Here is a 24,263-nt window from a genome sequence, read left to right as displayed (position 1 = left end):
GTCCCCGCCGACCGCTCCACGCACCCTCCACACGACCCGTCCTCCCACCGCTCCGAGACCGGCGGGAACGATCACCGTGACGGCCTGGTTCCAAGCCCCCTACCCGCTGCTACTGTCAGCCTTCATGAGCGGTGACATCGGTGTTCTCACAGGCAAGTCGGCCCTGATCACGGGTGCCAGTGCCGGCATTGGAGCTGCCGCCGCCCGGGTGTTCTGCCGTGAAGGCGCAGCGGTCACCCTGGTGGCCCGGCGCGAGCCCCAACTGGCGGCGCTCACGGAGGAACTGCGCGCCGCCGGGCACCGGGCCCAGTACGTCGTCGCCGACGTCGCCAATCCCGAGGACGTGGCCCGCGCCGTCGCCGCGGCCGTGCAGACGTACGGCAGGCTGGACGCGGCTTTCAACAACGCCGGCATGGGCGTCGAGCCGAAGCCCATGCACCTCCTCGACGAGGACGCCTACGACAGCACCATGGACACCAACGTCCGCGGTGTCTGGAACTGCATGCGCCACGAGATCCGCGCGATGCTGCTCACCGGGGGCGGCGCGATCGTGAACAACAGCAGCACCGCCGGGTTGGTGGCCACCCCGGTGTCGGCCCCGTACATCGCCTCGAAGCACGCCGTCATCGGCCTGACCAAGGCCGCCGCCACGGAGTACGCGCCCCACGGCATCCGCGTCAACGCCGTGGCCCCCGGGTCCACGCGCAGCGAGATGATCGACGGCTGGCTCAAGGACAACCCGGAGATGGAGGACGTCCTCCTCCAGGCGGCGCCGCTCCCCCGGATCGCCGATCCGGCCGAGATCGCCGAAGCGGCCGTGTGGCTGTGCAGCGACCGCGCCTCGTTCGTGGTCGGCACCACGCTCTCCGTGGACGGCGGCTGGGTCACCCGCTGAGACACCCCTGGGTGTTAACGCCGTTAACGCCGTCAACGCCGAACGGGTCCACCGCGGCGCGGCGTTAACGGCGTTAACGGTCAACGGGATCATGGCGGCGCCGCGTTAACGGCGTTAACGCCGTTAACGCCGCCCTCCCCGTCGCCCCGCCGTCCGCCGGACCACCGGCCCGGTGAGCGCCGTCGTCACCACGGCCATCAGCACCAGCACCGTGAACAGCCGCGGTCCGATCACCCCGAGGCCGAGCCCCACGTTCAGCACCACCAACTCCGTGACCCCCCGGCAGTTCAGCAGCGCCCCCAGCAGCACCGCGTCCCGCACCGGCTGCCCCGCGGCCAACGCGGCCCCCGCTCCCCCGCCCCACTTCGCGGCGATCGCCACCACCAGCACCACCACCGCCCACAGCCACGCCCCCGTGTCGCCGCCCAGCAGCCCGACGTCCGTCCGCAGCCCGCTCCCGACGAAGAACAGCGGCAGCAGCACCGGTACCACCACCTCCCGCATCCGCCGGGCCGCCCGCTGCACCGGCAGCCGGTCCCGCGGCACCACCGCGCCGAACACGAACGCCCCGAACAGCGCGTGCACTCCGATGGCGTCCGTCACGTACGCCGCCAGACACAGCCCGGCGAACAGCCCGACCACCCCGCCGCCGTCGCCCCACCGCTCGGCACACCGGGCCAGGAGCGGCCGTACCCCGAACCACATCCCGCCGAGGAACCCCACGGCGAGCACCCCGGTCACCACCGCCCCGCCGATGCCGCCCGCGCCCCCGTCCGCCACCGCCACGACCACCGCCAGCAGGCACCACGCCACCACGTCCGCGACCGCGGCGCTCGCCATCGCCACCGCCCCCACCGGCGTCCCGTACAGTCCCTGCTCCGTCAGGATCCGCGCCAGCACCGGGAACGCCGTCACGCTCATCGCCACGGCCACGAACAGTACGAACTCCCCCCGGCCCACCCCGTCCGGCGCGAAGGACCCGTACATCCCCGCCGCCAGCAGCCCGCCGAGCAGGAGCGGTACGACCACGCTCGCCTGGCTCACCACCGCCACGACCCGGCCGCGTCCGCGCAGCAGACCGGGGTCCAGCTCCAGCCCGACGAGGAACATGAAGACGACGAGGCCCAGGTTCCCCAGCACCCCCAGGTACGGGAGCACCTCCACCGGCAGCAACCGGCCCTGCCCCGCCGGCCACAGCCACCCCAGCAGCGAGGGCCCGAGCAGGATCCCCACGGCGATCTCCCCGACCACCGCCGGCTGCCCGCACCTGCGCGCCGCCACCGCGGCCGCCGCGCACAGGAGCAGGACCACCGGTACCGCGACCAGCACCCCCGGCAGCGGATCACCCGCCACAGGCCCCTCCCGAAGACGGCGTCCCCGGCCCTCTCCCCCGGCTCCCCGTGCCGGAACCGGGCCGACGCCACAACGCCGGGACTTCCGAAGGTCCCCCGCCCCCGGAAGTCAGGAGGCGGCGGGCCGCCCTTCCACCAGCAAGCCGATTCCGTCGAGGATCCGCTCCAGTCCGAACTCGAACGCCCGGCCCTGTCCCCCGTGCGCCGCGACCGAGGCCAGCGCGGACGTCAGCGCCGGGTACCCGGCCCCGTGCTCCCGCATCACCTCGTCCAGCGCCCGCCCGAGCTCCGCGTCCGGCCCGGCGGTACCGCCGCCCATCGCCCGCTCCTGCTCGGCGATACCCCGTACGTGGCCGGACACCAGCACCACCGCGTCCATCGCCTCCGCTCCGCTCAGCGCGCACCCGTCCATCGCCGCGAGCGCCCGCTCCATCCAGCCCACCTCCCGCGGACCCATCACCCGAGCCCCGACGGTCGCCTCCAGCAGCCAGGGGTGCGCCCGGAACCCCGCGTACAACGCCCGCGCCCACACGCCGAGCCGCTCACGCCACCCGTCCCCGGCGGCCAGCTCCGCGTCCAGTCCGGCCGGATCCGGCATGGCCGCCTCCACCATGAGCGCGACCAGCTCGGCCTTCCCCGGCACGTACCGGTACAGCGCCATTTTGGTGACCCCGAGTTCCCCGGCCACGAGCTGCATCGAGACTCCGCCGAGCCCCTGCACATCGGCGATGGCGACCCCGGCCGCCGCGATGCCCCCGAGTGTGAGCCCCCGCTTCGGCCCCCTCGCCGGCTGCACCGACGGCCCCCACAGCAGCCCCACCACCGCGCCCCACTCGCCGTCCATCGGGTCCCCTCATCCTCGCCCAGAAAATTGCGTCCACCGTACACGTTAACGGCGTTAACGCCGTAACGGCGTTAACGCCGTTACGGCGTTAACGCCGTTAACGTCCGGCCCGGCCCGGACGGCAAAGAGGCCGGCCCCGCGCCATGGGCGCCGAGCCGACCTCTCCGTGTTGTGCCTGGGCCCGCCGGTCAGTCCGTGCCGAACTCCATCGCCGCGCGGTCCAGCATCTCCTCGTCCCCGGAGACCTCGCCGCGGGAGGCGATGGCCTCCGCGCCACCTTCCGGCATGCTGCCGATCAGCCCGGTCGCAGCCGCCTGGGCCGCGCCGATCGCGGGGTTGGCGGAGCCGATCAGGCCGAGCGCCGCGTACTGCTCCAGCTTGGCGCGCGAGTCGGCGATGTCCAGGTTGCGCATCGTGAGCTGGCCGATCCGGTCCACCGGGCCGAAGGCCGAGTCCTCGGTGCGCTCCATGGACAGCTTGTCCGGGTGGTAGCTGAACGCGGGACCCCGGGTGTCGAGGATCGAGTAGTCCTCACCGCGCCGCAGCCGCAGCGTCACCTCGCCGGTCACCGCCGCGCCGACCCAGCGCTGGAGCGACTCCCGCACCATCAGCGCCTGCGGGTCCAGCCAACGGCCCTCGTACATCAGCCGGCCCAGGCGCCGTCCCTCGTTGTGGTACTGGGCGACCGTGTCCTCGTTGTGGATCGCGTTCACCAGCCGCTCGTACGCCGCGTGCAGCAGCGCCATGCCGGGCGCCTCGTAGATACCGCGGCTCTTGGCCTCGATGATCCGGTTCTCGATCTGGTCCGACATGCCCATGCCGTGCCGGCCGCCGATGGCGTTCGCCTCCATCACCAGGTCGACGGGCGAGGCGAACTTCGCGCCGTTGATGGTGACGGGACGGCCCTGGTCGAAGCCGATCGTCACGTCCTCGGCGGCGATCTCCACCGAGGGGTCCCAGAACCGCACGCCCATGATCGGCTCCACGGTCTCCACGCCGGTGTCCAGGTGCTCCAGCGTCTTGGCCTCGTGGGTGGCGCCCCAGATGTTGGCGTCGGTGGAGTACGCCTTCTCCGTGCTGTCCCGGTAGGGCAGGTCGTGGGCGACGAGCCACTCTGACATTTCCTTGCGGCCGCCCAGCTCGGTCACGAAGTCGGCGTCCAGCCAGGGCTTGTAGATCCGCAGGTGCGGGTTGGCGAGCAGGCCGTACCGGTAGAACCGCTCGATGTCGTTGCCCTTGAAGGTCGAGCCGTCGCCCCAGATCTGTACGTCGTCCTCCAGCATCGCCCGGACCAGGAGCGTGCCCGTGACGGCGCGGCCGAGCGGCGTGGTGTTGAAGTAGGCCCGTCCGCCCGAGCGGATGTGGAACGCCCCGCACGTGAGCGCGGCCAGACCCTCCTCGACCAGCGCGGCCCGGCAGTCGACCAGGCGCGCGATCTCGGCCCCGTAGGTCTTCGCCCGCCCGGGCACGGACCCGATGTCGGGCTCGTCGTACTGGCCGATGTCGGCGGTGTAGGTGCAGGGGATCGCGCCCTTGTCGCGCATCCACGCGACCGCGACCGAGGTGTCGAGCCCGCCTGAGAAGGCGATGCCGACGCGCTCGCCGGCGGGGAGGGAGGTGAGGACCTTAGACATAGGAAGAGTATGCACTCCCCCGCATGATCATGCAAAACCCGGCCCCCCGTTAACGCCGTTAACGCCTCCGCCCCGGCCGCCGGCACCGTTAACGGCGTTAACGCCGTTAACGCTCGGGTGGCGGTGTGGCTGAAAGCCGCCGCACATCAATGGCGAATTCCAGTCCCTTCAGTCCCTTCGGCCCCTCTTCGGTCCCTCCGCAGTACCTCAGAAGGCGAGGTCGACGTAGTCGATGTCGGTGAACTCGACCAGGAGACTGGTGGCGCGGGTGCCGTTGTCCTTGAAGTACACCTCCTGGAGGCCCTCCGCCGCGATGGCGCGGAGCTGGGCTTCCGTGGCGCCTGCCTCCTGGGCCGCGAACAGGCGGCTCGCGTACTCGGGGGGAAGGTGCTGGGTGATACGTCGCATGCGGCCGTCGTCGGTCGTGCCGGGGGCCGCGGTGAAGCCGAAACGGGCACGGGTCTCGATGACGAGTCCGGTGGTACGGGCGGCCCGGTCGCGGGCGCGTTTGCGGACCACGGGCTGCCAGCGTCGGCGTACCTCATCGGCCAGGCGGGTGGCCAGGGCCGGCTTGGGGTTCTTGATCTGGTTCTTGACGTAGCGCTCGACGGTGCGCTGGGAGACGCCGAGCAGGCGGGCCGCCTCCCGGGTGGACCTGAGCTGCTTCACCAGGAAGCGCATCTGGGCGCCCGCGGACTTGGGGATCGGGCGGGTGAAGTGCTGCGCGTCGGCGCGGACGAGGCTGTCGTCGATGTCGGAGGGGGGCATGGTTTCTTACTCTCCGTCGGCCGCTGCGTCGTGGCCCTTGATGTGGCGTGCGGGATTGAGCTGTGAGTCGAGCATCTCGACGGCCCAGAGGAGCGGCTGGGTGCCCTCGTGCTTGACCATGCCCGGGCTGACCCCGAGCCGGAAGCCGCCGGGGACCGGCTTGCCTTCGGGGGTACGGGGGAGGAAGTCGAGGGGGCTGGGCCCGGGGGAGAGGTACACGGCGCAGTCGGAGAGGACCGCGATGGGGTACACCCCGGCGGCGGCGGCGAGCTTGTGCATCTTGCGGTGCATGTTGACGCGGGCCGTGGCGATGACGGCGGCGCGGATGTCGGGGCGCCAGGTGGGGCGTTCGAGGGCCGGCCAGGGTTCGCCGGGACGGTAGCCGGCGCCTTGGGGGCGTTCGCGGAGTTTGCCGATGCCGCCCTTGACGGTGGATTTGATCGCCGAGAGGACCGAGGTGGCGATCGGGTCGTGCTGCTTGTACGTCTCCATGGCCTCCAGGAACTCGGCCTCCGGGAGGGCGGGGGTGATGCCGAGGTCCGCCATCGTGGCCATGTAGGCGTCGCGGAGGCGGGTGTACCAGGCGTCGAGGTAGGAGCCGCTCTCGGGGCGGAGCCAGGCCTCGGTGGGGTGCACGGGGTGGCCGAGTTCCTGGGCGTAGGCGAGGGTCGGGGTCGCGTACCAGGCCGGGCCGGTGGGGGGCCGGCCGTGGGGGGTGAAGGGGCTGGGGAGGCGGGGGTCGTGGGGGAGGGAGGAGAGGTCCGCCAGCCAGCAGCCGGGGGTCTTCGGGTCGAAGCGGGGCGCGGTGGTGTGGGTCGCCGGGCCCAGGCCGACCGTGAGGCGGTTGGCGGCCGCGGCGAAGGCCATGTTCACGTCGATGCCGACGGCATGGGTACGGGTGCACTCGTCGTCGGTGAGGAGCTGGGGGTCGCGGATCCAGTCGTACGCCTCTTCGTCCAGGACCTGGTCCGGGGTGCGCTGGTGGGCCCGGGGGTAGCGGGCGGCGACGACGGGGTGTTCGTCGGGTGCCTCCGGGGGCGCCGGGTCGACGGGACGGGTGAGGGAGCCGGGGACGGGGGCGGACTCCCAGGCGTTGGTGACGGGGTTGCGAGCGGCGCGGGTGGGCGGGCGCAGGGCCGTCATGAGTTCTAGGCCGGTGACCGCCGTGGAGCCGCGGGGGGTGAGGACGCGGGCGGCGTAGGTGGTGAGCAGCTCGGCGAGTTCGGGGGCCGGGAGGTCGGCGGTGTCCTCGCCCCAGGCGCGGGGGTCGAGGGCGCCCCAGGGGAGGATCGCGAGCTGGACGCACTGGCGGCCGGTGGTGGGGGTGGCGGGCCGGTAGACGCGGGCCCAGGGGCCGAAGCCGCGACGGGTGAGCTGCCACTTGTGCCGCGCGAGGAGCTTGAGGACGGGGTGGTTGTCGGGGAGGCGCAGGGCGCGGCGGTCTTCGAGGGCGAGGGGGAGACCGAGGGCCTCGGTAGCGGCGGCGGTGAGGACGAGGAGGGGGTCGCCGTCCTTGCCGTTGCGGTGGAGGCGGGGGGAGCGGAGGTCGGCGTCGGGGCTGAGGGCCCAGGTGATGAGGGACGGCAGGTCGGTGGTGGGGTGGCCGAGGATCTGGCCGCCGGCGGTGTGGGCGTGGCCGGCGCCGTCGAGGACGGCGAGGGGACCGTTGCCTGCCGGGGGGGCGGAGGGCGGTGTCGCCTTGACGGCGTTAACGGCGTTAACGGCGTCAACGGTGCCGCGGGGGCGCAGGGGGGAGCGGGGCTTCGGGCCTCGGGCGGCCGGAGCGGGAGCGTTAACGGCGTTAACGCCGTCGGCGTGGGCCGGGGGGACGGGCTCGGCCGCCGGGGTGGGAGCGGGAGCGTTAACGGCGTTAACGGCGTTAACGGGGTGGAGGGCGGCCAGGCCTTCGAGCAGGCGGGCATAGGCCGCGCGCTTCGGGGGGCGGGGGGCGGTGCGGCCGGTCTCCCAGGAGGTGACCGTTTCGCGGCGGACGGAGAGGGCCTTGGCGATCTGGTCCTGGCTCAGTCCGGCGGCTTCGCGCAGGCGCTTGCGCTCGTCGGGGTGCGGCAGGGGGTCCTGCGCGGCTGCCTCTTCGAGCAGGGCGTCGACCGCTGCGAAGAGCGTGATCTGTTCAGGCTCGTTGCTCATGGCTCTCGTCGGGTCTCTGGTGGGCTGCCTCGTTCTCGCGGTAAGGCTATGTGAAGCGCACCTTTGAACGCACACGAAACGCACGTGGGGCGTTAACGGCGTTAACGCCCCATCGGAAGTGGTGCCTCAGATGCGGGTGAGCAGGAGCTCGGTGACGGCCTTGAGGTCGTCGGGGGTGAGATGGGCGGTGAGGGCGTCCGCGATGGTCTCCGGAGAGTCCGTGGAGATGGTGATGCGCGGCGCGGCGGCGGGAAGCGGGGGAGGGGTGGAAGCGGTGGGAGGGGTGAACCCGACGGGCGCCTGGGGTGCCGCAAGCGGCGCCGGTGAGGAGGCTGGGGCGTTAACGGCGTTAACGCCGTTAACGCGCGTGCGTTGGCGAGGAGGGTTAACGGCGTTAATGGTCTCGTCCGCTGCGGCCGCCTGGTCCTCCTGGGGAAGCCGGCCGATGCGGCGGGCCGGTTCCACCTTGAGCTCGCCCGTATCGACCTTCTCCTGGAGGGTGGGCGTCAGGTTGAGGAGGGCCAGGCGCTGGGAGACCCACGCCGCCGTCTTGCCGAGCCGCTTGGCGACCTGCGCCTGGGAGCCGTGGACGTCGACCAGTTCCTGGAGGGCACGGGCCTGGTCCATGGGGGCGACGTCGACCCGGTGGACGTTCGCGATCAGGGCCGATTCGAGGATGTCGGCGGCGGACGCGGAGAGCGCGTCGTTGACGTGGATGTGCATGGTCTTGAGACCGGCCAGCTGGGCGGCCGCGAGGCGCCGGTTGCCGTCGATGACGACGTAGGGGGCGCGGCCCAAGCCGTCGGTCTGGCCCGGGTGGGCCTCCATGAACGCCATGCGGGTGGCGACCGCGAGGGGCTGGAGCTGGCCCCGGGAGATGAGGGACTGGGCGAGCTCGTCGAGTTCGGTCAGGTCCTCGCGGAGGTTGAAGGGGTTGTGGGCCAGGGCCTCGATGGGCACCTCGGAGGGCGGGGTGATGCCGGAGGTGGGGGCGCCGGTCGCCTCGGCGATCGCCGCGCGGCGGGAGCTGACGCCGACCGGCTGGGCCCGGGCGAAGGAGGCGGAGACTCCGAGTTTGTCGGCCTTGCTGCTCATGAGATCTCCCGGGCGAGGGCGCGTAGGGCTACGGCTTGGTCGCCCTTGGGCGCGTAGACGAAGAGGGGCTGCTTCACGCGGACGGCTTCGCGCTGTTCCTTGAGGTCGGGGACGATCGCCACGACCCGCGGATCCTTTATGTCCATCCACGCCTGGAGGGAGGAGGTGGCGATGTAGCCGCGGCGGCCGTCGTAGAGGTTCACGACGAGGCCCAGGTAGTCGATGTCGAGGCTGAGGTCGTCGCGCAGATCGTTGATCTGGGAGGTGAGGAGGTCGTAGGCGTCGGCGGAGGAGTCCTCGGCCTGTACGACGATCAGCGCGCCCGAGGCGCCCGGCTGTTCGGTGTCGCGGCGGCGGCCGTAGTAGATGGCCGCATCCATGCTGAGCCCGAGGCTCGGGGGACAGTCGATGAGGATGACGTCGTAGTCGGACTCGACCGGGGCGAGGGCGCGTTCGAGGGCGGCTTCGCGGGCGCGCACGGTGGAGAGGCGGACGTCGAGGAGGAAGGCGTCCGTACAGGCGGGGAGGAGGTGCAGGCGGTCGCCGAAGCGGTCGTCGGGGATGGGAACGATCAGGTCGCCGAGAGGGCCCTTGGCTTCGCCGGCCATGTGACAGGTGAGGCTGTCGCCGCCGATGGGGAGGGGCTGTTGACCCAGCTGCTTGGTGAGGTGGCCCTGGGGGTCGAAGTCGACGAGCAGGACGCGCATGCCGAGGCCGGGGAGGTCCTCCAGGTCCACCGGGGGTGTCGTCGTACTCGGCACCGCATCGGGGTGGGGGGCGGTCCCGTCCGGGTCGTCAGGGGAGGGGACGAGGCGCGCCAGTTGGCGGGCGACGCGGACCGGGTGGAGGGTCGAGGGGTCCTCGGCGAGGGCCTCGGCGGTGCCGGCGGTGATGGCGGTCTTGCCGACGCCGCCCTTCTGGTTGCACACGACGATGCGGCGCACGACGGAGGGCCGCTTGACGGTGGGTGCGGGGTTCATCTCCAGCCAGAGGTGGACGGCTTGGGCGAGACCCTGGATGAGGGAGACGCCGCGGTCCTTGGAATCGGCACGGAAGGACTCCCACTGGCCGACGGGCAGCCAGGTGGAGAAGGACTCGGCGCCGGAGGTGTCGACGGGGGAGGGGGCGGAGGCGAGGGAGCTCCAGTGGGCGATGCCGTGGTGCACCGCGTCCTGGATGTCGACGCGCAGTTGGGCGGTGCGGACCTTCAGTTCCTGGCGGAGCCACGGGGGGAGCTTGGAGACGACCTTCTCTCGGTCGCTCTGGGAGGGCGAAGTCATGGGAGGGACTTTACTAACGTTCCAGGGTGGATGTGAGCGCCACGCTTGGGTTTTGCTAACGAAGAGAGGTCAGCCACCCGGGAGGGGGTGCGTTAACGCCGTTAATGCCCCGGGGGACTGGGGGCGGGGCGGTGAGCCGTCGGCTGCGACTGCCAGTCCGCAGGAGCAGGGGGTGCCCGGAGCGTTAACGGCGTTAATGGTCCGGTGTTCCGGGATGCGCCGGTGAGCCGTGCGCCCGCCGTCCGCCTGGCCGCCCGGTCACCGGATGCACTCCGGTCCCAGCAGGCCCTGGGCCACAGAGGCCGGACGTGGGCGCCGGGGGGCGGGCGCCGGGGCGTTAACGCCGTTAACGCCGTTAATGGTTCCGCAGGATCCCGTCAGGCGACGGTGGGAGCGGAAAGCCCGCGCTGCGAGCGTTCGGTCTTCCTGCCGACCTGCCTGGGCTGGATCGTGCGCGGGTCGACGGCCTCGCCCGGCGCGCCCTCCCGGTAAAGCCCCTCGGGCTGCGCGTCCCGGTCGTGCGGCAGGAGGTAGAAGACACGTCGCTTCTGCAGCCCGCTGTCCGGGTCCGCTTCCGCGGTGTCGCCGAGTTCGGTGAAACCGATCATGCGCCCGTCACGGTGGTAGCGCGGCTTCCCCCGACGGCGCGGCGTCTTGTCCAGGGCCTGCCGAACGTAGTCGAGTTCCTCGGGATCCTCCAGCCACACCACTTTGACCTCGTGGGCGAGATCGCTTGCTGTCAGTAGCGAGCTCATGGCCTGGACCCTTCCTCGTGCACGTCGGCCCTGCGGGGCCCCTGGTTTCTCCGCGCCGCGAACGACGCCGGTGCCGGTATGCGACGGAGCCCCGTGGGCTCCCGCCGGCTGGTGGATCTGTTCATCATCCTTGTCCATCGTAGGTGTGCCCGCTCCCCGACCGCAGCACTCATCGGCCAGTCACGCCGTAGTTGCACTGTTCGCGTCACGTGGGACCTACTCTTCGTCGGCCAGAAGGGCCAATCCCGGATAGAACTTCTGGCCGTTCGAACGGAGCATCTCATTGGGCGAGGCGACGCCCACCTCGGCGCGGATACGCGTGGCGAACGCGCGCGTGGTGGCCGGCCTCAGGCCCTCACCATCAAGGCACCAGGCACTGTAGGCGCGGTAGAGGGCTCCCTGTTCGACCTTGAGGTCCCGGGGATCGGGCAGTTCCGCGCCGGTGGTGCAGCACTCCGCGAGGAAACGCCCGATGTGGTCCTCGGTCGTCGCGTAGGCCTGGGTGGCGGTGCGCACGACGCTGGGCCCCGTCAGGGGCGGTTTGTCGGCGAGGTAGGCCTTGGCTCCCTGGATCATCCAGTGCAGGATGCCGGGACCCTCTTCCTGTACGAGCGCCTCCGCCAGGTTGTCGATCTTCCGGTGGTCGGGGACGACCTTCTCGAAGGGGATGAGCCGGATGCGGCGCCAGAACGCGTGGCCGCCGGTGCCCACCTCCGGGCGGTGGTTGCCCAGGAGCCAGAGCTTGTGGGTCGGCTCGAAGCTGAAGAAGTCCTGCCGCATGCGGCGTGCCTTGAGCCGGTCGCCACCGGTGAGGAGCTTCACCCGGGCCTCGTCGAACTTGTCGTGCGGCTTGAGCTCACTGCAGACGAACAGCCGCCGGCCGTGCAGTTCGGTCAGCTCGGTGGAGTGCTCGTTGAACTTGCCGCGCTCCATCAGGAACCCGGGCGGCGCCACGTCCGCGTAGTCGCCGAGGATCTTGATGACCACATCGAGCAGCGCCGATTTGCCGTTCGCGCCGACACCGTAGAGGAACGGGAGCACCTGGCCGCCGACGTCGCCGGTGATGGAGTAGCCGAGCAGGAGATGAAGGAAGTGGATCATCTCCTTGCCCTTGTCGTCATCGCCGAAGGTCTGCTTGAGGAACGTGTGGAACCTCGGCGTCGGCATGGCTTCGGGCGCCAGGTGGGTGGCCCGGGAGTGCAGGTCGCGCGTGGGATTGGGCTTGTGCAGGTCGCCGGTACGCAGATCCACCACGCCCGCGGGGGTGCACAGCGCGTACTTGTCGCCGTCCAGGGTGTCGGGGTCCAGGGCCAGTTCGGGCGACGCCTTGGCCTGCGTGAGCATGGCCTTGACGCCCGAGGTGGACATGGTGCGCTTGCGGTGCTGGGCCAGCTCCCGGTCGGTGAAGACGCCGCGCGGGTCGTGGGCGGGCAGGTCCTCCGCCATGTCGCCGGCGGCCCAGATCGCCGCCTTCTCCCCGCCGGTGCGCTTCCACCGGTACTCGTCCCACACGTACCAGCCCAGTCCCTCGACGTGCCGGAACCGGTCGTGGTGCAGGTAGGCGAACAGCTTGGCGTTGCCGCGATCGGTCAGGTTGTGCAGCAGCCCCGCCTGGATGAAGTCCACCGTCCCGACGGCCAGGGGAGTCCCGCTCTGCTGTGCGGGCAGGCGCCGGCCCTGAGCCGTGGTGTTCGCAGCCGCCGTGTTCGTAGCCGTGGTGTCCGTCGTGAACGCGGCGAGCTGTTCCGCCGCCGCCTGGGCGTTGAACCCCGCGCTTCCGGCGCTGCTCATGGGCGCTCCCTGGGGTGGATCGGCCGATCGCTGCCGGCGCGCAACCCTGTGTCGACGATGAGGACGTTTCGGCGTGGCTGGTGGGGTCGGGCTCGGTCTGCGGCTTCGAGGAGCAGCTGCCGGGCTTCGGCCTCGGTGAGGTGGCCGGCGGCCGCAAGCCCTCCGGCGGTGAAGGCGGCCCGGTTCAGCTTCTCGCTGAAGGCCGTTCCGGCGGGACTGGCCGCGCAGGAGCGGACCTCTTCGAGGAGCGGGCCCAGCACACGTCGGCCGGCCCGCCCGGAACCTCGGGCACCACGGGCCTTCGGCCGTGGCACGGGGGGCCCCGCCGGGGCGGGGGAGTCCACCCCGTGCCCGGTGCGTACGAGTTCCGCGGTGAGCCACAGCGGCAGCACCGCGGGCAGGCGCGCACCGCGCAACGGCTCGTACGTCCCGGCGGCCGTGCGGGTGGTCGGCGCGACGATGTAGCCGCCCACCGCACGGACATCGACCTGCCAGGCGAGCGCGACCTTGGAACTGGAGCCACTGGAGCACCGGAAGCGCGGGCCGTTCAGGGGCGTCCGGTACCAGATGTGCATGCCCCCCGAGGGCGTACGGACGCGCAGCGTCGAGGTGTCCTGACACGGGTCGGGTACGGACCGGTACGCGGCCAGGAGCGCCAAGGTGTCGAAGCCGCTGCTGAGTCCGGTCAGGTCGACGCGCTCGTCGATGGGGATGCCGGGCAGCAGGCGCTGCCGGTCGGGCAGTGGTACGGCGTGGGCGTCGACGTCGATGACCACCAGCCCGGCCGGACCACAGGCGACGCCGATGCCGAAGCCCGGCTCGGCCCGCCACCACTGCCGCACTGTTTCGAGGTCCGTGGTGGCCGCGTGGAAACCGTGGCACCAGCGGCCGCTGGAGTGGCAGGGGCACGCGTGCGGCGGGTGCTGGCCCTCCCGGCAGTCGGAGCAGTTCGGCGCGGGTGTCTTGGTCCCTGGCGCGAGGGGGTGCACCGGGTAGCCGCGCAGGGCCATCCAGGTGGCCACGTCCAGTGCGGTCCCGCCAGGCACCTCGTGTGGCGGGCTTTCGTAACGCACGGGCACTGGCTCTTCCTTGACACGGTGTGAGGGACGGCTGCTCCCAACCCCGTACTGCTTCCCTGAGCCGCTTCCACCTGCAGCTCAGGGACCAGAGGGACTGAAGATTCACTATTGCGGAGGTTACCCCAGAGGTTGTGACGTCTCGGGTTCATATAGCTGCGGTATCGCCAGTTCAGTCCCTTCGGTCCCTTGCTACGTGGAGATATGCCCCGGTTCCTCCGGGAAAGTTCTCATCCTCAGCCTCCCCGCGCCCTGGCGTGTCGTCACTTCTGGCCGAAAGCTGACTCAGTCGTCCCCCGTGCCGCAAGCCGGACTCAAGTGGCTCACCAGCTCGGCCCCACCAGTCCAGTACGTCACCCGCACCGCCGGGGGCCCCTTCCCGCTGCGACTCGCTCCAGGGTCTGAAAGCACCCCGACTCCGCTTCAGTCCCTCCCTGTTCAGTCCCTGAGAAAAACCGCAGGTCAAAGGGGTGAAGAAGCTTGGACAGGGACTGAAGGGACTCAGAAGTGACTCTTCCACTTCTCACGTGTGTGCGTGTATGCGCGGGCGTATGTAAAGGCCTCTAGAAGCATGTGTGGCTCATAACTAGCAATTTCAGTCCCTTCGGTCCCTGTCCACCGGGGCGAGCGCCCCTGACCTGCAGGTTTGTGCAGTGACTGAAGGGACAGGGACCGAAGGGTGTTCACCGGCGTTCAGTACCTTGTCCCGGGGGGAGCGGGTACCGAGGGAGGGGGAGCCCCACCCCCACCCCAGCCCCCTGACGGCCCCAGAACCCACCCCAGCCCCTCCCGGGGACCCCGGGACTCCCCCCGCCTCTGACGAGGCCGCTACGACCCCTCCAGGGCACGCCGAGGTACTCCTGCGACTTCCCCGCGGGCGGACGTGAGACCTGACTCCGAACGACGCCGGGGGAAGGACGGAGCTCCAGTCCCTCGGCTCCGGGTACGTACGTCCGGGACACCCCGCCTGGTCGCGGCCCAGGGGAACGTGTCACCCACCGGGATCGTGTGGAGGCGGTAGACGAGGCGTGCCGGCACAGCAGTTCGCAGACGCAGTCCCCTAACTGCGGTTCTCCGTGATCACGTCGGCTCCGATTTCGGAGCGGTCAGCGCCCGCGGCCACGACGTGGAGGCCAGTGAGCGCTTCGCGGGCGCTCTCCTCGCAGGAGTCATAGATCATCTTTTCGCTGGCGGGCGCATCCACAGGAGTCCAGCGGATGAAGACGACTCGTGCTTCGCCCGTCGCCGAGGGGAAGGCACACACGCCGTAGCGGCAGCTTCCCCCGGGTAGCTCGTTGAGGAAGTCGTAACGGTCTCCCGCTCCCTGTGCCTCCACCGAGATCGAGTACCCGTCGCCGGAGAGCTTCAAGACGACGTAGTGCGGCTCCTGCTTGTCCTTCAGGCCATCGCGGGCGGCCTGCGCTTGGGCGTCGAGCACGCTCATGTGGCTCTCCTGGCATGTCGCGGTAGGACCCGGCACCGTGCGGCCGGTCAGGTTTCCTGCCCTTGGCGCTGAACCTGATGACAATGCACCAACCGTGCATGACCTGCGATGACAATGACCAGAATCTGGCTTGAGATGGCGCGGGTCCCCTCGGGCAGAGTCCGAGCGATCCTGCTCTCCGGGGTGCTGGCGCGCCTGGGGCCGGTAGCTCCTCAGCCCTGGCGGGCTTGCGGTGCCCCGCCGGGGTGGCCGGTCGTCATCGGCGACTGCGTGTCGGACGTGCTGTGGAACAGGGAAGCGTGGCTGAGGCCGGAGGTGGTGCGGGTGGCCACTGGCCGTTGTCGTTCGGCGATCAGAGCGTCGCGGCTTGCATTCGGTGATGCAGGTTCGGGAGGGGGTGATTGGTCGTCGAGCCCGGACCCTCAACAGTGACGGACCCTCAGAACGGTGCGCAGGAAGCACGCCGGTCGCCGGTTGCTCTTGTAGTAAGAGAGCCGCGCCCGCGTAGCCCTCTGACCTGGTGCTTCTTCGGAGGTGATGTGTCCCCCAGGACACATTCGGCTCCGCGAAATGTGTACCTGGCGAGCACATTTGGCGAAAAACTCAAGCAGCAGTGTACTTTTCTGCGCAGCTGGCACCTCGCGCATCGCCGCAGGTCAGCGGGCCGCTCAAGAGCGCGTAACCGCCGTTCTGAGACCGGGCCGTTCGAACAAGGTGTGCCGCCTGGCGACAATCGAACTCAAGCAGCCGTGGACTTTCGGGGCTCAGGGGCGAGAAAACTACACGTAGCGCGTACTTTTGGCGCATACCCCGCAGCGGCGCGTCCCGTGGTTGAGTTTCGGCGCGCCGACGCGGCAAAAGACAAGCACCCGTTGATTTTTTGGATAGTCTCGGACCGCCTGAGTAACAAGGAGGTCCTGTGACATCTGATCCGCCCGCCCGTCGTCGACAGCGCGGGCCCGGGCCTGTTCCCGTCCCCGCCGCCACGGGGAGCGACGCCGAGTACGGGGACATCCTGGCCGTCCTCGGTCAGCAACTCGGGGAGCAGGTGGCCAACGCCGCCGACCCCACCGGCCGTCGCCGTCTCAAGGGGGTCCACCTCGAGTACGCGGCGGACCCGAAGTCCGTCCACGACATGGCCGGAGGCGCCGGATACAGCCTGGCCAGCAATTGGTTCACCCAGCTGCTGGCCCAGCTCGCGGTCGCGAACAGCATCACCAAGTCCCAGCTGTGCGTGTTCCTCTTCGTGGCGGGCGGTCAGGTGCCGGGCACCGGCATCACCCAGTACACGCAGCAGGAGATCACGGACGGGCTGAACAAGATCGCCGCCCAGAAGGGCGGCAAGATGATCACGCGTTCCACGGTCAACCGTGCCGTCCAGGCCCTGTGCGGCTACAACTGGGTCGAGAAGGCCGGCAACGGCCGGATCCAGATCAACGTGCGCCTGTGGTTCCAGGGCAACAGCACCGCTCAGCAGGAGGTCCTCGCGGAGATCGCCGAGAAGCACGGCAACGACCCCGAGTCCTTCCCGTACGCGGTGGGACCCGAAGGAGCACACCAGGAGCAGCTGGATCTCGACTTCGGTGTCCAGGTACCCGCTCCCAAGAGAAGGCGTACCGGGTGATAGTGATGTCAGGCCCGCGCACGGGCGACCTTTCACGAGGAAGGCCATCCCATGGCTAACGTCATGTCTCCGATCGTCGCGGAGCGCATCTGGGCCCTGCCGCTGTCGGGGTCCGCCGTCAAGTTCCTGCAGTACCTCGTCTCCCGCAGCGACTTCGGAGGAACGCTGCCCGTACGCCAGAAGGACATGGCGGCCGAGTACGGAGTCACCCCCCAGGCCGTCAGCGGGCTGATGGCGCCGCTGTGCGACCTGAACATCGTCCTGCGGCCGCGCAGTGAGGAGCGCAACGGCAACTCGTACCGGCTGCACCCGCTCGCGGCGAAGTACGAGAGCCCGGAGGCGATGGAAGCGGCGTTCCGGGCGTCCCTGGCCCGGATCCAGGCGGGCGACCTGCCCAACCTCAAGCTGCCCGCCTACCACCAGGCCCCGCCCGCTCCGACGGGCCGGCCGAAGCTCCAGGTCGCCTGAACCGGGCGAGCACAAAGCCCCGCACAAGACGGAAGGCCCCCCACACAGTGGGGGGCCTTCCGCGCCTGAGTAACAGATGGTGCCCCGATTCTAACCGCCGCCGGGCCCCACGGCACAGTGGGCATCGTCCGCACACATCGCCGTGTCCCCACCCGTGCGGGTATCACCCGCACGCACGAACCGCGTGGTGCTCGACGAGGGCGTTGAGCAGTGCGGCGCCCCGTTCGGCGTCGTCAACGCTCACCGCGAACTCACCGCCCTTGCGCGGGCGGACGACGAGGCATTCGCCCGCCCGGAGCATGACGGTCGTGCCCAGCCCGCTGAGCCGGTACCCCCAGCCGCCCACCTGTGCGGGGGAGCGCACCTCCATCCGGGCCGAGACGATGTCCCGCACCGGCCAGCGCCGTCGCGGCCGGCCGAGCGGCCCGAAGGCCACCTCCAGGCCGTAGTCCGTCACCCGTGCCTGCACGGAGGAACAGCAGAGCACCAGGACGGAGGCGAGCCCGAACGGCGCGACCAGCGTCCACTGAAAGCCGATCAGCCCGCAGCGGGCCGCCAGTACGCCTGCCGCGGCCACCAGGCCCGTAAGGGCGGCGGTCAGCCGGAGCCAGGGATTGACGGTGCGGGAAAGCCACACGAGGCGCACCCCCGCGGGGATCTCCATCACCTTGCCGGCCTCGGCCCGGGCCGCCGGGACGCGGTGCGCCCCACGCCGCCCGGCCAGCCATCCGAGCAGGCCTGCGGCCACGGCGGCTACGGCCGTGACCGCGACTCCGGCACCCACCGGCCCGGCGTCCCGCCAGTCCGGCCGGTCCAGGTCGGCGCGCACGATCAAAGCCTGTGCGCCGGCCAGGAACACCCCGCGCGACAACAGGACGGCACCGCCCCGGGCCCGCACGGGCACACCGCCGCGCAGGCCGGGCGCACCGCCCCGCCTGCCCGCGAAAGCGAGGGTGGCCACCAAGGCCGCCCACAGGAGCGCGGGAAACAGTGCCGCCGCCCATATGGGCATCGACCCGTCGGGGGAGCCGCCGTCCCAGTGGGTGGCCAGGCGCTCCGGCAGCCGACGGCTCGCGGCGGGCGGGAGAGCGGCCAGCACGGCCAACACACCCGCCACCCAGACCCCGGCGCCCCAACGGTCGCCAAGCCTCGGCTCCGAGTTCGTACGGACGGTCACGACAGTCCCCTGATCAGGTCGATGAGATCGTTCCTGCTGTACCCCAGCCGTGCCGCATCGGCCACCAACCGGCGGACCCTGCCGAGCACTTCCACCCGCTGATCCGCACCCTCGGCGACGGTGACGCCCCGACCGCGCCGGAACTCCAGCACCCCTTCGTCCCGTAGGGCGCGCAAGCCCCGCAGGACCGTATGGGCGTTCACGCCCAGCGCCCGGGAGAGCTCGCGCGCCGACGGGAGCCGGTCGCCGGGCGCGCACTCACCGTCGGCGAAGGCGCGCCGGACCGCCCCGGCCACCTGCTCGTGGAGCGGGCGGCTGTCCGTGGTGTCCAGTCTCAGCAGCATGGTGCTAGTAGAGGTAGCACCATCGGCTTCATGAACGAGGGTGCCCTGTCGGTGCCCCGGCCTAAGGTGGGCGGATGAACGGGATACGGATCGTCGCCGACCAGGGTGCGTGGCGAAGCGGGTTCGAGGAGCGGGTGCTCGCCGGGTACCGGGCGGCGGGGTGCTCGGAACCGCTGGCCCGGGCCCTGCTGGAACGGGCATCGGAGGGCATCGACGGCTGGACCGTGGCCACGGACGGAACCGGGTGGATCGCGGTCGGGGTGGCGGAGGACAACGGCGCGACCGTGGGCCGGATCCACGACCTCACGGCGGCGCGGGGGCGCGAGTGGGCCGAGCGCTGGTGCGCCGAGCACGGCGCGCAGCGGGTGGCGGTCCGGCTCACCGGCGGGCCGGGAGCGTTCGCCGACTACCCCGTACGGGGCCAGAACCGGATGCGGGCCGCCGCCGAGCACCCCGAGCTCCCGCCGGGTCTGACGGTCCGCCGGCTGACCGAGGCGGAGTACCCCCGCTGGTACGCCGGTGAGGAAGCCGCGTACATCGCGGACATCGTCCGGGCCGGAGCGCTGACCCCGGAGCAGGCCAAGGCCAAGTCCGACCAGGACTTCGCCCGCCACCTCCCGCAGGGCTACCTGACCCCGGGGCACGCCTTCTACGCGCTGGAGGCCGACGGCCAGGTGGTCGGTACGGGCTGGCTGAACCACGGCTTCCTGCCGGGCGTGACCTTCGGCTTCTCCCTGGAGGTGTACGAGGAGCACCGCGGCAAGGGCTACGGCCGGGCCGCGATGAGCGTCGGCGAGTGGGCCACCCGGCAGGGCGGCGACGAGGCGATGATGTTCAACGTCTTCGGCGGCAACGAGGTCGCGATGAACCTGTACGACAGCACCGGCTTCGCCGTGCTGGACGAGCACCGCTCGATCGACCTCTAGCAGTGCGACCGGTTGCCGGGCCGGTTGCCGGGCCGGTCGTCGGTCCGGTCGTCGGTCCGGTCTGCGCGGGCGTCTCGTGCCCGCCTCTCCCGGTCACCGTCACACCAGGTCCGGCTGCCAGATGACCCGGGTGGGGTACACGTGTGCGGTCGGGGACAGCCGGTACGAGCCGTCGGTGGCGTCCGCGGGGAGCACCCACCCCACCCCCTGATAGGCGAACGGACTGTCCTCCCTCGTCGCGGCGCACTGCGCGGGATCCGTGACGACGCTCCCACCGGCCGGGATGCTGAGCACGTGGGCGTCCGGTGCCTTCGGGCACGGGGAGAACACCTCCGCCCGTGCGTACTGCAGACGGACTTTCACCGCCGCCGCCTTGGTCCCGTGATTGGTGATCTTGAGGGCGAAGGAGATCCGCTCCGCCTCGACGCGTGCGCACACCCTCCAGACCACCGCGCCCGGTCCCGGGAAGGGCGCGCTGCACCGGCTGTCCTGCCCGAGGATCCCCTTCTCCAAGCCGGGGGCCTCCGACGCGACGGCCCCCGGTCCCCCTTGTCCGGCGGAGCCCACCCGGGCCGAGGCCGACGACCGGGGGCCGGCCCCTTCAGGGCCGTCTCCCGCCCTTCCCTCGCCGGGGCCGCCCACCGCCACGGCCGCGATGACCGCCGCAGCGGCGACGACGACAGCAAGGGCACCGCCCGATGAAGCCCTGACCCACCTCGGCCGGTCACGCCATGACCCTCTCGGCGGGTTCCGGACAGAGGTGCCGGGCGGGTCCGTCAACACGACCAGGGGCACGCTCGTGGAAACAGCTGTCGACGCGGCCGGCGGCACGGCGCCGTCGGGCGGCGCCACGGCATCGGGCCTGGGCTGTAGGTGGTCAGCGGCCCGCTTCCGCCATCCCTTGTGCTCCATCAGCTGTCTCTGCAGTCCGTCGACCCGGTTGGCCAGCCGCAGCAGGAGGTCGGCATCCGGGCCGGGCGGCTGGAGGACCCGCACGATGTCCCGCGTCAGCCCTACGCCGGGCAGGGCCGCCTGCCCCTTCCAGATCTGGTCCCGCCCGCTCAGCCACCTGGAGACGTTCCCCTGGTTGGCGTTCAGTCCGTTGGCGAGCACCTTCTGCGGGCGACCGTCGAGCACACCTTTGACCGTGTGAGACCAGGCGTCGAGGGCGTCGGCGAATTCCGCGACCAGCTCCTCGAACACCGGACTCGGCTGTCCCACCAACTCCGTGCCCCTCTGTTTGTTGCACTGCCACACTGAAACCGCAGGTCAGCCGGGTGCATGGTGCACTGCAAGTTTCACCGGCCCCGTGCCTGTGGCCCCGCTCAACGGGGCCGGGGAGTGTGCTTCCTGACGGTCGTCGACCGTACCGCTGGACCAGCGGCTTGCAGACCGAGAGAGGGGCCGTCATGGCCGAGAAGAGCATGTCCAAGCGCACCACCCTGGCCGTTTTGGCAGCCGCCGCACTGGCGACTGCCCTGCCCGTCGCGCTGCCCTCCCGGGCCGAGGCCGCACCGGCCGGCCGGGTCTGTTTCTTCCTGGACGAGCAGGGCGCCCACGGGGCTGGGCACGTCGCCTGGGCGGTCCGGGATCCGAAGAACGCCGGCCGCTGGGTCTGGGGTTCGACCGACAACGCCGAGGGCGACACCGCGACCCTGCCGGGCCACGACAACGGCAGCTGGTCCCAGAGCGGGACCTGGAAGCAGCTGCGCGGTGAGGCCGCTGGCAAGAAAGCGATCAGCCTTCGGAGTTACGAGTCCTACCGCTGCATCAACACCGCCGGCGGCGACCTCGCGGCGGCGCAGCGCACCTACCGGAACATGAAGGACAACGGCTACCAGGTGCTCTACAACAACTGCCTCACCAAGGCCATCGCGATCTTCCGCAAGTACAGCCCGGCGCTGGGCAGCAAGCACCTGCCCGACGGCCAGAAGATCGCTCCCAAGTACTACTTCTACCGCGTGCTGAACGACGCCCCCGGCTGGGAGAACGCCCACTCGTACTGACCGGACCGCTCACCCCTGAGCAGTCACACCACATCGGGAAGGAACGACGACCATGTGCCAGCGATGCAAGGGCGACGGCAAGTGCACCACCTGCAACGGCTCCGGGTTCCGCGGCTGGAGCGGAGCCAAGTGCGACAGCTGCCGAGGCAGCGGCGACTGCAAGGCGTGTGACGGCCGAGGCTGACAGACGCTGACCCCGGAGGGCGGGGGCCGCCGGCCCCCACCCTCCCCCCTACGTACGACGCGCGGGCGGAGCATCCCGCCCAGTTCCGCACCAGGTGCGAACGACACCAGTCAGAAGGAGACGAGACGATGTCTACGTGGTTGATCATCGCCGACGAGACGATCGACAAGGAAGCGCTGCTTCGCCAGACCAAGGTCATCAAGCCCGTGCCGGGGAACAAGTCCCGGGAAGAGGCACTCGCCGAGCTGTACAAGGTGGCCAAGAGCTACGTGCCCGACTCGCTGGGCACCGCACGCCTGGTGGGACGGGACGTCGACGGCTCCTTCTGGGTGCTGCCGAAGAACGGCAAGGGCCACGCCTCATGCAACATCCGTCTCATCGAACAGATATACCCCTGAGCAGTACCGACCCGGCCCCTCGGCGCCCGCCCCTGTGCGGGCGCCGAGGGGCGCGTTCAGTCTTGCTCGGGCCGATGCGGCCGCTCGCCGCTGTCTACGGAAAGGTCCGCGCCGTGACCGCACCTCGCCCTTCAAAGCCGTCCCTCCTCGGGGTCTTCGCCCATCCCGATGACGAATCCCTTCTCGCCGGCGGCGTACTCGCCCAGCACGCCGCCGCGGGTGCGCGTACGGCTGTCGTCACCGCCACCTGGGCCCCGGACAGCCACCGGGCCGCCGAGCTCGCCGACGCCCTGGCGGTCCTCGGGGCCGGGCGCCCGCGGATGCTCGGATTCGCCGACGCGCGCATCCCCGAGTCGGCGCCCGGACGGCCGCGGCTGTGCGACGCGCCGCTCGACGAGGTCGTCGAACTGCTCGTGGGACACATTCGCGCACTTCGCCCGGAGATCGTCATCACCCACGACGGCTACGGCCAGTTGACGGGTCACCCGGACCACGTCCGCACCCACCGGCTGACCACCCTCGCGGTGCACGCCGCCGGCCTCGAACACGTTCACCCGGATGCCGGAGCGCCCTGGCAGCCGGTCGCCCTCTACCTGGCAACACACCCGCACTCCGGGGTCGGCGAGCTGGGCCCGCTCATGGCCCGGGCCGGAAAGAGGGCGCTGAGCGTGCCGGACGAGCTCGTCACCGCGACGGTCGACGTCACGCCGTGGCTGGAGCCGAAGCGGGCCGCCATCAGCGCGCACCGGAGCGAAGTGGCGCGCGATCGCTCCCTCCCCGGCATCCTCTCCCGCCTGCCGGCCAACACCCGGGACCGGATCCTCGCCACCGAGTACTTCACCCGCCTCGACCCCCGGCCCCCGGCCCTCCGCACGGAACAGCTGACCGCCTGACGCCGCGCTCACACGCGTGTACCCGAGACACCGCACGGGGTCGGGCTTCGCCCGTCACCCCCACTCCTCCGGCGGTCCCCCCGTCACGGCCGGCACCCTTCCACAAAGGCCCGGACCACGACGAGCGGGCCGGCAGCCGTGCTCAGCTGCGTCCGTGGAGGTTGCCGGAGCCGTCGTTCTCCTCGAACAGCTCCCGGGTACGGCGCAGCAGGGCTTCCCGTACGGCGTCCGGTGACAGGACCCGCAGTGGTGTGGCGAGGCTGAGGAGGTACGTGGCGAGCCCGTCCGCGTCGGGGCCGCCGATCTCGACGATCGTGGCGGCGGGGCCTTCCGGGCGGTGCGTACCGACCGTCTGCGGGATCAGCCGCAGAACCTGCTCCAAGGGCAGAGGGAGGCGGACCGTCACGTAGAGGGGGTAGGCGCCGGTCGCGATGGAGCGGGATACGAGCAGAGCCGGGTCGGGTGCGTCGCTGAGTTCCACCGGGCGCCCGCTCGGCCGTATCCGGCCCACCCTGTCGGCGCGGAAGGTACGCCACTCGTCCCGCGCCACGTCCCGGGCAACGAAGTACCAACGGCGTCCCGTGTGCACCAGGCGGTACGGGTCGACGTCGCGGACCGTGTCCTTCCCTTCCCGATCGCGGTACGACAGGCGGCTGCGCTCGCCCCGGCGACATGCGGAGGCCAGTTCCAGCAGCATCCCGGGCCGGATCTGCGGCTCGTCGGGCCTCGTCGTCTGAACGAAGGCGGCGTCCATCTCACCCAGCCGGTCCGCGATCCGGCGCGGCAGGACCTGGCGCAGCTTCAACAGGGCCGACAGCGCGGCCTGGTCACCGCCCAGAACACCGCTGAGCGCGGCCTCGCGCAGCCCGACGGCCACGGCGAGTGCCTCTTCGTCATCGAGGACCAACGGCGGCACCCGGGCTCCGGCCCGCAGGCGGTAGCCGCCCCACGGCCCGGGGTCGGACTCGACTCCGTAACCGAGTTCCCGCAGCCTTGCGACGTCACGGCGCACCGTGCGCTCGGTGACCGCCATCTTGTCGGCCAGCTCGCCGCAGGTCCACGACGGCCGCGCGGACAGCAGTGAGACCAGGCGCAGCAGGCGGGCGGATGTGCTGATCACCTCCGAAGTGTCCCGCATGACCAGGACCGGATCTGTCCTGG

Annotated in this window: 22 protein-coding genes; 7 read left to right on the top strand and 15 right to left on the bottom strand. The window is 71.1% G+C overall.

Annotated features, from left to right (window positions below; translation table 11 throughout):
* Positions 1 to 124 precede the first annotated feature (124 nt).
* Positions 125 to 895, top strand: coding sequence for an SDR family NAD(P)-dependent oxidoreductase (locus tag ACZ4M3_RS33060; RefSeq protein WP_467738963.1), 771 nt, complete (start codon positions 125 to 127; stop codon positions 893 to 895).
* Between the two features lie 123 nt (positions 896 to 1,018).
* On the opposite strand, the gene ACZ4M3_RS33055 is transcribed toward ACZ4M3_RS33060, so the two are convergent.
* From ACZ4M3_RS33055 to ACZ4M3_RS33005, 11 genes are all read right to left on the bottom strand, one after another.
* Entirely contained in the window at positions 1,019 to 2,248 is a 1,230-nt protein-coding gene (locus ACZ4M3_RS33055; RefSeq protein WP_467738961.1) for a cation:proton antiporter domain-containing protein, read from the bottom strand.
* Positions 2,249 to 2,356: 108 nt separating this feature from the next.
* Complete coding sequence (locus ACZ4M3_RS33050) at positions 2,357 to 3,091, bottom strand: TetR/AcrR family transcriptional regulator C-terminal domain-containing protein (RefSeq protein ID WP_467738959.1); 735 nt, start codon at positions 3,089 to 3,091, stop codon at positions 2,357 to 2,359.
* A 188-nt stretch (positions 3,092 to 3,279) separates the two neighbouring features.
* Entirely contained in the window at positions 3,280 to 4,725 is a 1,446-nt protein-coding gene (argG, locus tag ACZ4M3_RS33045; RefSeq protein WP_467738957.1) for an argininosuccinate synthase, read from the bottom strand.
* A gap of 207 nt (positions 4,726 to 4,932) precedes the next feature.
* Positions 4,933 to 5,493, bottom strand: a complete 561-nt coding sequence (gene tpg / locus ACZ4M3_RS33040) for a telomere-protecting terminal protein Tpg (RefSeq protein ID WP_467738955.1) — start codon at positions 5,491 to 5,493, stop codon at positions 4,933 to 4,935.
* Between the two features lie 6 nt (positions 5,494 to 5,499).
* A complete protein-coding gene (tap, locus tag ACZ4M3_RS33035) occupies positions 5,500 to 7,641 on the bottom strand; it encodes a telomere-associated protein Tap (protein ID WP_467738953.1) in 2,142 nt (713 codons plus the stop codon).
* A 126-nt stretch (positions 7,642 to 7,767) separates the two neighbouring features.
* Positions 7,768 to 8,736: a ParB/RepB/Spo0J family partition protein gene (locus tag ACZ4M3_RS33030; RefSeq protein ID WP_467738951.1), complete on the bottom strand. Its 969-nt coding sequence runs from the start codon at positions 8,734 to 8,736 to the stop codon at positions 7,768 to 7,770.
* On the bottom strand, positions 8,733 to 10,016 hold the full coding sequence (locus ACZ4M3_RS33025) for a ParA family protein (protein WP_467738949.1): 1,284 nt from the start codon (positions 10,014 to 10,016) through the stop codon (positions 8,733 to 8,735). The genes ACZ4M3_RS33030 and ACZ4M3_RS33025 overlap by 4 nt, the downstream gene beginning before the upstream one ends.
* A 377-nt stretch (positions 10,017 to 10,393) precedes the next feature.
* On the bottom strand, positions 10,394 to 10,771 hold the full coding sequence (locus ACZ4M3_RS33020) for a DUF6009 family protein (RefSeq protein WP_190187537.1): 378 nt from the start codon (positions 10,769 to 10,771) through the stop codon (positions 10,394 to 10,396).
* 216 nt (positions 10,772 to 10,987) lie between these two features.
* Positions 10,988 to 12,562: a DNA primase family protein gene (locus ACZ4M3_RS33015; RefSeq protein WP_467738947.1), complete on the bottom strand. Its 1,575-nt coding sequence runs from the start codon at positions 12,560 to 12,562 to the stop codon at positions 10,988 to 10,990.
* The gene (locus tag ACZ4M3_RS33010) at positions 12,559 to 13,584 is read right to left on the bottom strand and encodes a bifunctional DNA primase/polymerase (RefSeq protein WP_467739142.1); all 1,026 of its coding nucleotides are present in this window, start codon (positions 13,582 to 13,584) and stop codon (positions 12,559 to 12,561) included. Before ACZ4M3_RS33010 ends, ACZ4M3_RS33015 begins: the two co-directional genes overlap by 4 nt.
* A gap of 1,114 nt (positions 13,585 to 14,698) precedes the next feature.
* Complete coding sequence (locus ACZ4M3_RS33005; protein ID WP_467738945.1) at positions 14,699 to 15,082, bottom strand: cofilin family protein; 384 nt, start codon at positions 15,080 to 15,082, stop codon at positions 14,699 to 14,701.
* A 919-nt stretch (positions 15,083 to 16,001) separates the two neighbouring features.
* Here ACZ4M3_RS33005 and ACZ4M3_RS33000 point away from each other — a divergent pair.
* Positions 16,002 to 16,706: a hypothetical protein gene (locus ACZ4M3_RS33000; RefSeq protein ID WP_467738943.1), complete on the top strand. Its 705-nt coding sequence runs from the start codon at positions 16,002 to 16,004 to the stop codon at positions 16,704 to 16,706.
* Positions 16,707 to 16,757: 51 nt separating this feature from the next.
* Positions 16,758 to 17,174, top strand: a complete 417-nt coding sequence (locus ACZ4M3_RS32995) for a hypothetical protein (RefSeq protein ID WP_453351578.1) — start codon at positions 16,758 to 16,760, stop codon at positions 17,172 to 17,174.
* Between the two features lie 163 nt (positions 17,175 to 17,337).
* On the opposite strand, the gene ACZ4M3_RS32990 is transcribed toward ACZ4M3_RS32995, so the two are convergent.
* Together ACZ4M3_RS32990 and ACZ4M3_RS32985 are read right to left on the bottom strand one after the other, a co-directional pair.
* Entirely contained in the window at positions 17,338 to 18,351 is a 1,014-nt protein-coding gene (locus ACZ4M3_RS32990) for a DUF1648 domain-containing protein (RefSeq protein WP_467738941.1), read from the bottom strand.
* Positions 18,348 to 18,695, bottom strand: a complete 348-nt coding sequence (locus ACZ4M3_RS32985) for a GntR family transcriptional regulator (RefSeq protein ID WP_467738939.1) — start codon at positions 18,693 to 18,695, stop codon at positions 18,348 to 18,350. Before ACZ4M3_RS32985 ends, ACZ4M3_RS32990 begins: the two co-directional genes overlap by 4 nt.
* Positions 18,696 to 18,769: 74 nt before the next feature.
* Between ACZ4M3_RS32985 and ACZ4M3_RS32980 the strand changes: the two genes are divergently transcribed.
* Positions 18,770 to 19,621, top strand: coding sequence for a GNAT family N-acetyltransferase (locus ACZ4M3_RS32980; RefSeq protein WP_467738937.1), 852 nt, complete (start codon positions 18,770 to 18,772; stop codon positions 19,619 to 19,621).
* 99 nt (positions 19,622 to 19,720) lie between these two features.
* Here ACZ4M3_RS32980 and ACZ4M3_RS32975 read toward each other — a convergent pair whose 3' ends face one another.
* Complete coding sequence (locus ACZ4M3_RS32975) at positions 19,721 to 20,842, bottom strand: hypothetical protein (RefSeq protein WP_467738935.1); 1,122 nt, start codon at positions 20,840 to 20,842, stop codon at positions 19,721 to 19,723.
* A gap of 188 nt (positions 20,843 to 21,030) precedes the next feature.
* Here ACZ4M3_RS32975 and ACZ4M3_RS32970 point away from each other — a divergent pair, with 188 nt between their 5' ends.
* The 3 genes from ACZ4M3_RS32970 to ACZ4M3_RS32960 all read left to right on the top strand — a co-directional run bounded on the left by ACZ4M3_RS32970 (position 21,031) and on the right by ACZ4M3_RS32960 (position 23,102).
* On the top strand, positions 21,031 to 21,627 hold the full coding sequence (locus ACZ4M3_RS32970) for a Tat pathway signal protein (protein WP_467738933.1): 597 nt from the start codon (positions 21,031 to 21,033) through the stop codon (positions 21,625 to 21,627).
* Between the two features lie 312 nt (positions 21,628 to 21,939).
* Positions 21,940 to 22,209 (top strand): hypothetical protein, encoded by a 270-nt coding sequence (locus tag ACZ4M3_RS32965; RefSeq protein ID WP_467738931.1) that lies wholly within the window; start codon positions 21,940 to 21,942, stop codon positions 22,207 to 22,209.
* Between the two features lie 113 nt (positions 22,210 to 22,322).
* On the top strand, positions 22,323 to 23,102 hold the full coding sequence (locus ACZ4M3_RS32960) for a PIG-L deacetylase family protein (RefSeq protein WP_467738929.1): 780 nt from the start codon (positions 22,323 to 22,325) through the stop codon (positions 23,100 to 23,102).
* 142 nt (positions 23,103 to 23,244) lie between these two features.
* Here the strand turns inward: ACZ4M3_RS32960 and ACZ4M3_RS32955 are convergent, their stop codons facing one another.
* Complete coding sequence (locus tag ACZ4M3_RS32955; protein WP_467738927.1) at positions 23,245 to 24,222, bottom strand: helix-turn-helix transcriptional regulator; 978 nt, start codon at positions 24,220 to 24,222, stop codon at positions 23,245 to 23,247.
* Positions 24,223 to 24,263: the final 41 nt, after the last annotated feature.

This window comes from Streptomyces sp. NPDC026522 (genome assembly GCF_055567555.1).
The sequence above is the reverse complement of the archived record's forward strand: the minus strand, read 5'-3'. Positions and strand labels throughout refer to the sequence as shown.